At 33.1% G+C, this 14,125-nt stretch carries 12 protein-coding genes; 7 read left to right on the plus strand and 5 right to left on the minus strand.

Features of this window, described 5'->3' with window-relative positions:
- Positions 1–5: 5 nt before the first annotated feature.
- Both ribH and ACE939_RS09080 read right to left on the minus strand, forming a co-directional pair.
- A complete protein-coding gene (gene ribH / locus ACE939_RS09075) occupies positions 6–503 on the minus strand; it encodes a 6,7-dimethyl-8-ribityllumazine synthase (protein ID WP_378185057.1) in 498 nt (165 codons plus the stop codon).
- A 78-nt stretch (positions 504–581) separates the two neighbouring features.
- Positions 582–1,361 carry a tol-pal system YbgF family protein gene (locus tag ACE939_RS09080; RefSeq protein ID WP_378185059.1) on the minus strand — a complete coding sequence of 260 codons (780 nt, stop codon included), beginning with the start codon at positions 1,359–1,361 and terminating at the stop codon, positions 582–584.
- Between the two features lie 136 nt (positions 1,362–1,497).
- On the opposite strand from ACE939_RS09080, the gene recF reads away from it, so the two are divergent.
- Genes recF through ACE939_RS09095 form a run of 3 tightly spaced genes read left to right on the plus strand, consistent with a single transcriptional unit; the run spans position 1,498 to position 3,308 of the window.
- A complete protein-coding gene (gene recF / locus ACE939_RS09085) occupies positions 1,498–2,577 on the plus strand; it encodes a DNA replication/repair protein RecF (RefSeq protein ID WP_378185061.1) in 1,080 nt (359 codons plus the stop codon).
- A 6-nt stretch (positions 2,578–2,583) separates the two neighbouring features.
- A complete protein-coding gene (locus tag ACE939_RS09090) occupies positions 2,584–3,015 on the plus strand; it encodes a hypothetical protein (protein WP_378185063.1) in 432 nt (143 codons plus the stop codon).
- The gene (locus ACE939_RS09095) at positions 3,012–3,308 is read left to right on the plus strand and encodes a DUF721 domain-containing protein (RefSeq protein ID WP_378185065.1); all 297 of its coding nucleotides are present in this window, start codon (positions 3,012–3,014) and stop codon (positions 3,306–3,308) included. The genes ACE939_RS09090 and ACE939_RS09095 overlap by 4 nt, the downstream gene beginning before the upstream one ends.
- Here the strand turns inward: ACE939_RS09095 and ACE939_RS09100 are convergent.
- Both ACE939_RS09100 and ACE939_RS09105 read right to left on the minus strand, forming a co-directional pair.
- Complete coding sequence (locus ACE939_RS09100) at positions 3,294–3,695, minus strand: acyl-CoA thioesterase (RefSeq protein ID WP_378185067.1); 402 nt, start codon at positions 3,693–3,695, stop codon at positions 3,294–3,296. The genes ACE939_RS09095 and ACE939_RS09100 overlap by 15 nt on opposite strands.
- 154 nt (positions 3,696–3,849) lie before the next feature.
- Complete coding sequence (locus tag ACE939_RS09105; protein WP_378185069.1) at positions 3,850–5,322, minus strand: hypothetical protein; 1,473 nt, start codon at positions 5,320–5,322, stop codon at positions 3,850–3,852.
- 227 nt (positions 5,323–5,549) lie between these two features.
- Here ACE939_RS09105 and ACE939_RS09110 point away from each other — a divergent pair, with 227 nt between their 5' ends.
- Positions 5,550–8,867, plus strand: a complete 3,318-nt coding sequence (locus ACE939_RS09110) for a SusC/RagA family TonB-linked outer membrane protein (protein ID WP_378185071.1) — start codon at positions 5,550–5,552, stop codon at positions 8,865–8,867.
- An 11-nt stretch (positions 8,868–8,878) separates the two neighbouring features.
- On the plus strand, positions 8,879–10,432 hold the full coding sequence (locus ACE939_RS09115; RefSeq protein ID WP_378185073.1) for a SusD/RagB family nutrient-binding outer membrane lipoprotein: 1,554 nt from the start codon (positions 8,879–8,881) through the stop codon (positions 10,430–10,432).
- A gap of 1,426 nt (positions 10,433–11,858) precedes the next feature.
- Here the strand turns inward: ACE939_RS09115 and ACE939_RS09120 are convergent.
- Positions 11,859–12,476, minus strand: coding sequence for a hypothetical protein (locus tag ACE939_RS09120; protein ID WP_378185075.1), 618 nt, complete (start codon positions 12,474–12,476; stop codon positions 11,859–11,861).
- Between the two features lie 160 nt (positions 12,477–12,636).
- Between ACE939_RS09120 and ACE939_RS09125 the strand changes: the two genes are divergently transcribed.
- On the plus strand, positions 12,637–13,158 hold the full coding sequence (locus tag ACE939_RS09125) for an RNA polymerase sigma factor (RefSeq protein WP_378185077.1): 522 nt from the start codon (positions 12,637–12,639) through the stop codon (positions 13,156–13,158).
- Between the two features lie 51 nt (positions 13,159–13,209).
- Entirely contained in the window at positions 13,210–14,124 is a 915-nt protein-coding gene (locus ACE939_RS09130) for a FecR family protein (RefSeq protein ID WP_378185079.1), read from the plus strand.
- Position 14,125 lies beyond the last annotated feature (1 nt).

Raw genomic sequence — 14,125 nt, forward strand, 5'->3', positions numbered from 1 at the left:
CAATTTTAAAAATGTGCATCTTTTTTGAGTTGTGCCATTTTTATGGCAGCTATTGCAGCTTCTGTTCCTTTATTACCATGTTTTCCTCCTGAGCGATCTATAGATTGTTGCATAGTATTATCTGTAAGGACACAAAAAATAACTGGAATATCACTCTGTACATTAAGATCTTTAATACCCTGTGTTACACCTTGACATACAAAATCAAAATGTTGAGTCTCTCCTTTAATTACAGAGCCGATAGCAATTACGGCATCTAGCATATCATAACTAGCTTGCATTTTTTTACATCCGTAAATAAGCTCAAAGCTCCCAGGAACATTCCATCGAACAATATTATCTTTAATTGCACCACAGTCAATTAAGGCATCAAACGCACCTTGAAATAGACCCTCGGTAATAGTGTCATTCCATTCAGAAACAACAATCCCAAACTGAAAATTTTTCGCATTTGGGATTGTAGCTTTATTATACTGAGATAAATTTTTATTCTCTGTAGCCATAATATTTTTTATGTTAGCACAACTACCGTACTTAAACGATAATCACAACTTAGATCTCTACGATCATTGACAACAACTTTATTTAGTTGCCGCTAGCGCTTTTGCTCTACCTAAATGAACCTCAACTTGGTTTGCCTCTACACTTGAAGGAAATTCTTCTTTGATTCTTTCTAAATAGGTAATAGCAACATCTGCTTTATCAAGTGATAAGGCCGTAATTGCTGCCTTAAGTAAAAACTTAGGCGTAGTTAACGAGTTAGTTTTAGCCTTGGCAGCTTTCTCGTAATACGATAGCGCCTGTTCTGGTTGACTAAGTTGTGCGAATGCATCCCCGATACCTCCCATTGCCAATGGACCTAACATTTGATCATCACTATCAAACTCATCCAAATACGAGATAGCATCTTCATACTTATTCATATTAAGGTATGCGAATCCTGCATAATAGTTAGCTAAGTTTGCTGCTTTTGTACCTCCGTAATTATTGATAATTTCGATAAACCCGTATTTACCATCACCACCGTTAAGAGCTAAGGTATATAACGAATCACTTATTTTCTCATTACCCGTCACTGCGTCGTTAAAGTATTGCTGAGCTCTAAACATTTCATTAGAAGCTTCCTGCTCTTTTGGCTCCTGAACCAATTTTTGATATCCTAGATATCCTAAAACTATGAGTGCTACAACACCAATAAAAATAAAGATATACTTTTGATTAGCTGCTACCCACTCTTCGGTTTTTGATGCACCTTCATCTAAGGTATTGAATACTTCGGCAGTAGTTGACTGATCCTCTAACTGCTCAACTTCTTCTTCTTTACTTTTAGGTTTGTATCCTCGTTTCTTGTAAGTTGCCATAAATTTTCTTTAATGAAGGGCAAAAATAAAATTTTTATTCATATTTAAAAGCGAAAATATTTGTTATTTTTAGATAATTTGCAGTACTTTTCTAGGTATAATAAAACGCAAAATACAGCTTGACTCCCAGTAGTTTATGATTTTAAAATCACTTTCTCTTCTAAATTATAAGAATTTTGACTCTATCACTTTTGAATTTGACGACCATATAAACTGCCTTGTAGGTAATAATGGAGTCGGTAAAACTAATGTACTAGATGCTATTTACCATCTATCGTTTGCCAAAAGTTATTTTAACCCGATCACTAGCCAAAACATAAGACATACAAGTGATTTTTTTGTCATTGAAGGTATCTATGACAAGTCAGATCGCACAGAACACATACTTGTAAGTGCAAAAAGAGGTCAGAAAAAAATTTTAAAAAGAAATAACAAAATCTATCCTACTATAAGTGAACATATAGGTTTTTTACCCTTGGTAATTATATCCCCTGCAGATCGTGATTTAATTACTGAGGGGAGTGAAACTCGTAGAAAATTTATAGACGGTGTCATTGCACAGAGCGATGCTAAATTTTTGACAACACTACTTAATTATTCCAAAATCGTTTCTCAACGTAACTCACTTCTGAAATATTTTTCGGTAAACGCTACCTTTGACAAAACTACGTTGTCAGTCTATGATCAACAATTACATGATCTTGGCACCCGCATTCATGAAAAAAGAAAAAAATTCTTGGAAATTTTCATTCCTATTTTTATAGAACGCTATAAAGCTATTAGCTCGGGCAATGAACAGGTAACTTTAACGTATCAGAGTAAACTTTCAGAACACTCATTACTCACGCTTTTAGAAGAAAATCTAGCTAAAGATCGCATGTTACAATACACTAGTGTTGGCATACATAAAGACGATTTATCTTTTGAAATTGACCAGCATCCTATCAAAAAATTTGGCAGTCAAGGACAACAGAAATCTTTTTTGATCGCTTTAAAATTAGCTCAGTTTGATTTTATTAAACAACACAGTAAGGTTAATCCTATATTACTTCTAGACGATATTTTTGACAAATTAGATGAACATAGAGTAGCGCATATTATTGCATTAGTTAATGATCAAAATTTTGGTCAGCTTTTTATTAGTGATACACATGCAGAGCGCACTGAGGCTGTAGTAAAGAAAATTTCTCAATCATATAAAATTTTTAAATTATAAGTAGGCATGAAACATTTGATCAAATATCTCATCACCATAACATTACTATCTGGCACGCAATCCTGTCATCGAGATAATCCCAAAGATCACGTTCATCATTTAAATGGATATTGGGAGATAGATAAAGTACAAACCTCTCAAGCCGTAAAAAAACAATACTCATTTAACCAGTCAATTGATTTTATAGAGATGAGCGGAGATTCGTTAGGTATTAGAAAAAAAGTACAACCTCAACTAGACGGTACATTTATAACTTCAAAAAATAATGAGCGATTTAAAATTATTGTGCTAAATGATAGTATTTATCTAGAATATACCACTCCTTATGATACCTGGAGAGAAACATTAGTATCTGTAAAAGAAGATGAACTAATCTTGCGCAACCCTAATGGAAATTTGTACTTTTACCGACCGTACAAAAAACTTGATTTACAATGAAAAAAAGAGGTGAAGATTCTTTTAGCATAGGAGATGTTTTAAAGGATTTTGTTGACTCTAACAAGCTTCAACAAGGTTTAAACAAGGTGGCTGTACAAGATGTTTGGGCTGAGGTTATGGGGCCAGCTATTGTTAACTATACACATTCTATCAAATTAGATCGCGAGACCTTATATATAGAACTTACCTCTTCTGTTTTACGTGAAGAATTGAGCTATGGTCGTGATAAAATAATTTCTAATCTTAACGCAGGTTTAAAAAAAGAATTGATTAAAAAACTAGTCCTTAGGTAATACTTCTAATCGATCTCTTACATACTCTATTTTTGTTTTATTATGTGGTGCGGGCACACCTTGCTCATCAAGATTAACAAGGGTTATATTCTCTACTTTAAGAATTGTTTTTCGGCTCAATTTATTACGAACCTCACAGCGCAAAGTAAGTGAGGTAGTTCCAAATTTTACTACATCCATTCCTATCTCTACGATATCACCTTGTACTGCAGAACTAACAAAGTTAATCTCAGAAATAAACTTGGTTACTACACGTTTATTTTCGAGTTGAATTACACCATATAACGCTGCCTCTTCATCTATCCATTCTAAAAGTCTTCCTCCAAACAATGTCTCATTTGGATTTAAATCTTCTGGCTTAACCATTTTACGGGTGTGATATCTCATAATTAAAAGGATTATTAGGATAAAATTACGAAAATCAAGGAGAATTCGCATTGCTTCGAGATGCTATATCACATAATTTACAAGTCTCAAAAAAGAGAGTGTACTTATTTAAGAAATTGTCAAAATTTGCAGTCTATTTTTAGTATTTAAACAATTATAAGATTGTGACTATTTCACAAAACTCGACCCCTTCTGGGCATTCTGTTGATTGATACCGTATACACACCTCATATACCCCCAATAGTAGATTGTATTGCAACAAATTATCTCCACCTGCTGCGCCTCCATCGGCTTCGATAAAAGCATCATCAATATACCATGAATAGGTTATGTCATCTTTTTCGGGAAAGTCGGCAGTAAACCTATACAAAGGTAATCCTAATAATTTTTCATAGGTAAAAGCTAACTGGGGACAGATCGGTAACACCTCGACAGGTATACAATATTGCATTCCTTCGGGACATGAAACAGATGCTGCTTCTATACAAACATCGTAAGATCCAGGAGCAAACGTATAGTTGAGCAAATTATCACCAGCTATTCCGCCATCATTTGCCTCTACCAACACTCCGTCAATCAACCAATTGTACTCTAAGACATCCTTATCCACAAAATCTGCAGTAAAATTAAATTCCAAGCTATTGGGTAGCTGTGTAGGTACAAAAGATAGTGGTGCGCAATATGCTGGAATATTAATTTCTTTACAAAATTGAGTCTCGCCTACACATGCTTCAGTTGAGACTATACATACTGTATAAAAACCAGGCAAAGAAAAATCATATGTTAGTATATTACTGCCCGATACACCCCCATCCGTTTTAACTACTATCCCATCGATCGTCCAATCATATTGAGAAAATGTGCTTGAGCTATTATTAATTCGCTCAAACGTATAACTAAGATTAAAATCAGAAGTTGAAGCTACCGAAAAATCATATGCTGGACACAACTCAAAAATATCGGGACAGGCATTGATTATCTGGTAAATTTCATAATAGGTAGTTACTGTTTTTTTTGTTTGCAGTGCCTCGTCAACAATAGTAATCGGGAATATAAATTGAGGCTGAAAATTAGATGGTTGATTCTGCATAAAGGTAGTTAACTCTTGTTGGGTTTGAAACACTAAGTTATCCTTGTCAACTTGACCTAAGGATATCGGAAACTGTAGTTGAAAGCATCGATCATAAACCTCATCAAATGCTGTTTTAAAAGGTTTTATACGACAAATAGTTAAAACTTCTAATAATTCAGTTTCGGAAGTTATTTTTTGAGTTACTGAAGTTCCTGAAAAAATTATGTCTATTGGAAAAACTAAACCTTCTAGATTAAAATTATCACTTTGATTAATAATTGCTGTACGTAGACCAGAATATGACTTCAGTTCGACAGTAGCTTCTGTATTATAGATTAATTTTATAGGATATACAAAGTCAAAGCATGGTGAAACTTCAGTTGGTTGTGCTATATTTTCGGAAAAATTATTTAAAATTGAAACCAAATGAACACTTTGTTCATACAAAACCAATTCATTTTTATCACTAACTACAGTATCGTCATCGACACAACTTATGCTAGACAGCATTAGCAGCGATAAAAAGCCTTTAAAAAAATAGTTTAAATACTTCAAAATTAGTGTTTTGTATTAAAGTAACGTATCACTATGTAATTACCCTACCCCAAGTTCTTTGGAAATAAAGATACTAAATTGAAACTATACTAAATTAAAGTTAAAAAAAACACAAAATACACCTTTTATAGTTACTAAACATGTTACCAAATTGTTATCAATAATCCTTGATTTAATCGAATCTTTTACCCAATTTTGAAAAATCTAATTTAAATATATAAATAATAATGAAAACAAGGGCTACTAAAATTTTAATGCTAGTACTAGCATTTATTGTGCAAATATCCTTTGCACAGGAAAAAACCGTAACCGGAAAGGTTACTGATGACAGTGGAATGCCACTGCCAGGAGTAAACATTGTTATTAAAGACACATCAATTGGTACACAAACAGATTTTGATGGACTTTATAGCATTGTTGCTTCAAAAGGAAATACACTTGTATTTAGTTATTTGGGGTTTTCTGAAAAAGTTATTACAATATCCTCTGAAACGACTATTAATGTTGAATTAGAAGCTTCAGCTTCACAACTTGACGAAGTAGTCGTAACAGCTTTAGGTATTTCTAGAGAGAAAAAATCTTTAGGATACTCTACCCAAGAGGTAGGTGGCGATGATGTTAATCAAGTGAAAACGGCAAATTTTGTCAACTCTCTTTCTGGTAAAGCATCAGGTGTACAGATTAGAAAAAACACAAACATGGGTGGATCAACAAACGTTGTTATTCGTGGTAACTCATCCCTAACAGGTAATAATCAAGCTTTATTTGTAATTGATGGAGTACCCATTAGTAATAATAACACAAATTCCCGTTCTCAAGAACAGGGAGGTACTGGTTACGACTATGGTAATGCAGCCTCTGATATTAACCCCGATGACATCGAAAGCGTTAACATATTAAAAGGTGCAGCTGCATCTGCACTTTATGGATCTAGAGCGGCAAATGGAGTAGTGATAATTACTACCAAAAAAGGATCAAAAAAAGATGGATATGGCGTAACTGTAAATTCAGGTATTACTTTTGGTGCTGTCGATAAATCTACTTTCCCTAAATATCAAGATCAGTACGGTGCTGGATACGGAGCGTATTATGGCCCGAATGAAGATAGTTTTTTTGATCAATATGACATAAATGATGATGGCTCTTTAGATTTTGTTACTCCTTTAAGTCAAGACGCCTCTTACGGAGCTAAATTTGATCCAAGTTTATTGGTATATCAATGGGATTCTTTCTATCCCGAATCACCAAATTACTTGAGAGCAACACCATGGGTCAATGCTGAAAATGGGCCTATCGAATTTTTTGAGACACCTTTTACCACTACTAATTCTGTATCTCTGGATAGAGCGTTTGACAAGGGTAGTTTTAGAATAGGATATACTAATTTTGATCAAAAAGGAATACAACCCAACAGCGAATTGAGAAAGAATAATTTTTCTTTGAATGCTAATTATCAACTTACAGAAAAACTTACCGCTACAGGATTTGCAAATTACGTAAAAACCGACGCAGTAGGACGTAATTCTACGGGTTATAATGACAACATTATGGGTATGTTTAGACAATGGTGGCAAACGAATGTTGATATAAATAAGCAAAGAGACGCTTATTTTAATACTGGTCGAAATATAACTTGGAACCCCAATAGCTATGACAATAAAACTCCGATTTACTGGGATAATCCATATTGGACTCGATACGAGAATTTTCAAAGTGATGAGCGTAATCGTTTTATAGGTATTGCATCATTAAACTATAAAGTAACAGCATGGTTAGATCTTTTGGGTAGAGTGTCTGTAGATACTTTTGATGAACTTCAAGAGGAAAGAAGAGCTATAGGAAGTGTTCCAACCGACTTTGGTATTGGAACTAGTGGTATTGATCGTAGTGAAGATCGTGTTTCTTCAGGATCCGGATATTCAAGAAAAAACATCAGCTCTACAGAGTATAATTATGATTTTATCGCTAATTTTAATAAAGATCTTTCTAACAAATTGAATCTTAAAGGTTTGGTAGGTTTAAATATACGAAGATCGAAATATAAATCTATATTCGCTTCTACTAATGGAGGTTTAGGTGTTCCACGTATCTATGCACTTCAAAACACTAAATCAGCATTATTATATCCAATAGAGAGAGATGAAAAAATTGGAGTAGATGGGGTATATGCAAGCGCTTCTATAGGGTATGATAACACGTTTTTCTTGGATGCTACTATACGAAGAGATAATTCATCAACACTCCCATCTAATAATAGTACTTTTTATTATCCATCTGTATCTGGTAGTTTTATTTTCTCCAAACTACTTAATATTGATCAAATTTCTTTTGGAAAATTCAGACTGAATTACGCAGAGGTTGGTAATAGTCCTGGATTTGATAAAATATTAGACACCTATGCAATCAACACTGCTTTTAACACAGCTAGTGCTAGTGTAAAAGACACTAAAAACAACCCAGAGTTGAAACCTGAAAACACTGCAAGTATCGAAGCTGGTTTAGAAATGTCGTTTATAAAAGGAAGAATAGGTTTTGATTTTTCCTATTACAAAAATAACACAAAGGATCAAATCATTCCTTTGAGTGTATCTACAGCAACTGGTTACTCCTATAGATTAATTAATGCAGGAGAGATTGAAAATCAAGGTGCTGAGATTTCAGTTTTTGGAAAAATTATCGATAATAGTGACTTTAAATGGGAAGTTAATGTAAATTGGAGTAAAAACGAGAACAAAGTATTATCTCTGTTTACTGATGAAAATGGTAATGAGATTACAAATTATCAATTAGGTAGTTTTCAAGGAGGCGTTACAATAAACGCTACAGTAGGTCAGCCTTTTGGAACCATTCAAGGAACTGATTACACCTATTTAAATGGAGAAAGACTAGTTGATGGTAGAACCGTACTACCTAATGGAAATCCTAATGATGCAGCTGGTCAATATATTCAGTCTAATAACTCTGACAATGTTATAGGGAATGCTACTCCAGATTGGAATGGAGGAATTAATAATAAGTTCAGTTATAAAGATATCGGTTTTAGCTTTTTGATTGATGTTCAAAAAGGAGGAGATATCTTTTCATTAGATCAATATTATGGAAGAGCTACAGGACTTTACGAAGAGACTGCTTTTATTAACGATTTAGGAAATCCCGTACGAAACACTTTGGCAGATGGGGGAGGTTTTATCAATCCTGGTGTAAACGCTGATGGCTCTCCAAACACAACTAGAATACGTGCTGATCGCTTTGGAGCTCAAGGATACCGTAGAGGACTTCCTAATTCCGCATTCGTTTATGACGCTAGTTACGTAAAATTAAGGGAAGTTGTACTTTCTTATAATTTTCCAACAAAATTGCTTGAAAACACCTTCTTTAATACCGCTACATTTAGTTTTATAGGATCTAATCTTTGGATAATACATAAAAATCTCCCACACGCTGATCCTGAATCTGGACTTGGCGCTGGAAATTTACAAGGGTACTCTACAGGATCTTTACCTTCAACACGTGATTTTGCATTTAATGTAAAACTTCAATTTTAAAAACAAATAAAATGAAAAAGATACTATATCTATTTATAACTATTATCGGAATAACATCTTGTTCTGATAACCTAGAAAGTTTAAATGAGAACAAAAAGGATCCCTTATCGGTTCCTGGAGAGGCTTTATTTACAAGTGCTCAAAAAAGTTTAGTCGACCAAATCGTTAGCACGAATGTTAATCGCAATATTTTTAGGCTAATTATGCAACAATGGACTCAAACAACGTATACAGACGAGAGCAATTATGATATTGTTACAAGATCCATACCTCAATCTCATTGGGATGCATTGTATAAAGATGTTTTAAAAGACTTGCAAGAATCTGCCAAGGTAATTAACGAAACTCCCCTATTGGCTACTGACGACATTGAGGTCAAAACTAATAAATTAGCAATTATTGAGATTTTAAATGTTTATACATTTTCTGTGTTGGTAGATACTTTTGGGGATGTACCTTATTCTGAAGCATTAGATATTGATAATCTACTACCTGAATATGACGATGATACTGTCATTTATAGAGATCTAATCGCAAGAATCAATACAGCAATAGCTGACTTAGACACTTCATTTGGAAGTTTTGGTATTCAAGATAATATGTATGGTGGTGATGTCTCTAACTGGTTAAAATTTGCAAATTCTTTAAAACTTAAATTAGGAATTGCTATATCTGATGTTACATCTGAAGCTGCATTAGCGCAGACAACTATAGAGAGTGCTGCCGATAATGTTTTTGAAAGCAACGAGGATAATGCTGCTATGACTTATTTAAGTGCTACACCAAATACCAATCCTGTTTATGTAGACCTTACCTTAAGTGGACGTGATGATTTTGTTCCAACAAGCACCATCATAGATCAAATGCAACCCAGAGCCTACGAGCGACTGGTAGATACTAATGAGGATGGGACAATTGATGATAAGGATGCCAAAACAGTAGTTCCTGGTTCTGTAACGTATACTGATCCAAGAGCAAAGTTTTATTTTGATGACAATATTGATGCTGATGATTCTAATTCTAGCCAAACGGTATATCTAGGAGGAACGCCTGGAGCAAGTAATTCCTACAGCAATTTCACCCATATAAGCGAGAAAATTTCAAAAGATCCAACCTTAGAAGGTGTGATCATGGACTATTCTGAAGTTAAGTTTCTTTTAGCTGAAGCCGCTGCAAGAGGTTATGTGGTGCCCGGAACTGTTGAAACCAATTATAACGATGCTATCGAAGCATCTATTATTTATTGGGGCGGTACGATGGATGAAGCTGCTGATCACCTAGCTAGAACTGAAGTTGCTTACGCTACCGCTTCTGGGGACTGGAAAGAAAAAATTGGAACACAAAAATGGATAGCGCTTTATAATAGAGGTTTTGCTTCTTGGAACTCATGGAAACGTCTTGATCACCCTGTTTTAGCTCCACCAGCTTCATTCAAATCTGAAACACCTGTTCGACTCACTTATCCAATTGTCGAGCAAACATTAAATGGATCAAGTTACGGTGCTGCTTCTGCCGCTATTGGTGGAGATGTTGTAACAACAAAAGTCTTTTGGGATGTTAATTAAAATGATTCTTCCTAAATAGGTTGACAATTTTAATAATTTGAATTAAACCAGAGAAGCTAGCTTCTCTGGTTTTTTATTATATACAACATTAAGTGTTTTCGTATTGAGGCCTAAATGTTATCTTTTATTGTTACAAATTTTAATGGATTCAATAATTAATTGTTTTAGTTTATTTTGATCCTTGTATGATAAATTAAGAATTCATTTTTCAATTTTCAATTTATTATTTCAGCAAATATATTGTTGATTACAATCCTATCCATAAGTCTTTGATAAAATCACTTTAGTTTGTTTTAATACTTTCTTAGAAATAGAAAAATAATGCTGTAAACTCTATCTGCATGGTGTACTAATTTATTATTTGTTACTCTATTTCCATTTGCCAATTATATAGCGGTAACAAAATTTTCAAAAGCCATATCTCGGCATAGATGATACCTCACTTTTTTTCTACTATACGCATAAGTAATAAGGGATAGCCTTTTTCCTTTTAATGTAAGTAAAATCGATAACAAAAAAACTTCGGTTTAGAGACTTTAACATCTTTCACCAAACAAAAAAATTTTCTAGGCTAATATTAAAAGTTTGTAACCCACATAAAGTTTTTCTATAGTTTTATTAATAGGAATTCACTATATAAATTTTAAAATAGCGCATCTCTTCCTATTTGTTTTTTTATGATATTTAAACTCCTCTTTTAGTAAATAATATAATTTTTATATGCCTATTTGGGGCAGAATCATTCGCATTTGTTATATTGGTTATTTTACTCGGTTAAGTTCTTTACCACGAATTAAAGAATGCATTTGTGATTGATAGATTAAGCAAAATTTTTCTCTGATCAAAGTACCATATTGTTGATCGATAATACCAATCATAATATTTAGAATATCATTTTTGAATTTTTATCCCAGAGTATTCGCTCTAATCTCTGATTTTTTTAAGAAATAGAGCTTCTTTTGATTTAGGCAAATAATGTTAAGTTGGTTTACTTCAATCTAAGATAACACGTTTTTGTAACTAAAACAAAACGATACTACTAGGCTGATGTTATAGGTTTTTTGAAGTTGTTTATAAATCATGATCATCTCGCGATTCTACCTAGTGGTAATTACTGATAGTTTAAGACCTAAATTGTAATCTCGTTAAGTACGTTCTTCCTTAATATTTCATTAATAAGTAAATGTTAAATCAACTTATTTCGAGACTGGTCAAAAATTAAGAACAAAAAGTTCTATAATTTATTCGTAAGAAAAAATGAATTTTGAGATAAAATTAATATTTTAGTATAACCTTTTTTGTTCAAAGGATTCTTTGCAGCATTATTTTGATCTTTTTAGAAATCTATTAACAAAAAATCCTCGAAAACTACTGTAGCTCTCGAGGATACAACCTAATCACTCCAATCAACTCTAACCTCACTTACTTAAATATTTATTTCGGTACAAAAGGTAATTTCTTCACAAGACTCTGAGATGGTAATCATACAAACTGTATGCGATCCAGAATTAAATCTATATTTGAGATAATCATCTTTTACTATTTTATGATGGACAATTTCGATATCCACTACAACTCCATCTATAGTCCACCAATATGAAGTTTGTGATACATTTTTAAAAAGAGAATGAAAATTATAAACACTTGAGTTAAGTTTATCTCGTTCTGCTTCAAAAAACAACTTTGGACACGCTACTTTGTCAGCTTTAATTAGTTCAATTTCAACACACTCCTCCAGTATAGCATCTTTTTTTGATGCGATAAAACATACAATATTTACACCAGGATTCAATTGATCAATAATTCTATATTTAAGCTTTTGGTTTAAGGACTCAATTGGTAGTTGTTTCCCATTAATAGACCATGATATTGTATAGGAGCTCTTCTTTTGATATTCGTCGGCCAATTCATAGAGCACTTCAAATGAAGTATCACTACCATTTGCATCAAATTCTGAAGGATCATTCATATCGTTTTTTTCGCAAGAAATTAACCCTCCTAATACTATATAAAAAATAACAAACAGTCTTCTTGGTTCACGCATTGTGAAATGTTAAAAATTAAAAAGATGTAAAACAAATGTAGTATCATTGTCCACAGTTATTAAACGTTTTAAATAGATGACACCCCACCCTCTCTTTTAAAATATAATTTTCGTATCTTTTTAATGTCTAATTTATAAACTGTATCTAAAACCTACTACAATGCAAAATGAGGATGGAACTATATGCGATGAGCGTATATTTAATAATTTTTTTAAAAGCAATGCTACGCTTTTAAGAAATTATCTTTACTATAAATTTGGCGATTTAGATCAAGCCGAAGATTTAGTACAAGAATCATTTATAAAATTGTGGAATAATTGTGGCAAGGTAACAACTGGTAAAGCCAAAAGTTATGTATATACAGTTGCTACAAATTTAGGGATAAGCATTACTCGTCACCAAAAAGTTAAATACAAGTATCAGGATTATGTCAAACATGTAAAATCTGATATTGATAATCAATCTCCAGAATTTATTACGCTTGAGAAAGAGTTCAAACAAAAACTTGATAACGCACTCTCACAACTTTCTGACCGCCAACGTGAAGTATTTTTACTGAGTCGAATTGACAAAAAAACCTATAAAGAAATTGCAGAATTATCTGGAGTCTCTGTAAAAGCTGTAGAAAAACTAATGCACAAAGCGTTACTCTCTCTGAGAGAGAGTATTGGAAATATTTAAAAAGGTAGGGTATACAACTATACAAGCGTTTACCTTTATATATATAGTATTATGATAGATTTAATAAATGACGAAACTTTTTTACCTCGATGGATAAACGGTGAGTTGACCGAGGTAGAACTCAGGGAGTTTAAAAAGCACCCTGATTATGATCTGTACGTCAAAATAAAGGATGGAACAGATCAACTTTATTTGCCCCATTATGATCTGGATACAGAATTGCGACGTATTCACGACACTAAAATTTCCAAAAACATTGTACCTCAGAAAAAAGTTATTCGCCTTTTTCCTTTGCTTGCAATTGCTGCTTCAATACTTATTGTTATTGGATTATTCTTTTACAACCCCGATACTACAATTAGTACGGGTTACGGAGAGACTTTAACTGTTGACCTTCCTGATGGATCTCAAACAACCCTCAATGCAATGTCCCAAATCGTGTATAATAAACGTGATTGGAAAAAAAACAGATCAATAAAACTTAATGGTGAGGCTTTTTTTGATGTTACTAATGGAAGTACTTTTAAAGTAGAAACTAAGAATGGATATATCACCGTACTTGGTACACAATTTAACGTTAACTCTGACACTGATTTTTTTGAAGTTGTTTGTTATGAAGGAATGGTAAAAGTTTCAAGTGAAGAAAAAGAAAAAGTATTATCAAAAAATGAAGCCTTTCGTTTCATTAATGGAGATGCCGAAGATTACTCTTTGACGCTGCAAGAAGATCCTACCTGGCTACATAACACCAGTAGTTTTTCTAGTGTACCACTTAAAATGGTACTACAAGAAATCGAAGACCAATATAATATAACTATAGAAAAAACTAATCTTGACTTAACGGTTTCGTATACAGGTACATTTCCTAATAATAATCTAGATGTGGCACTTAGAACAGTTTTTAGTACCTTAGGAATGAATTATAGATTGTCAGAAAATAAAAAAGATGTGATGGTCCAAAAGTAAT

This window comes from Aquimarina rhodophyticola (genome assembly GCF_042434915.1).
GTDB lineage: Bacteria > Bacteroidota > Bacteroidia > Flavobacteriales > Flavobacteriaceae > Aquimarina.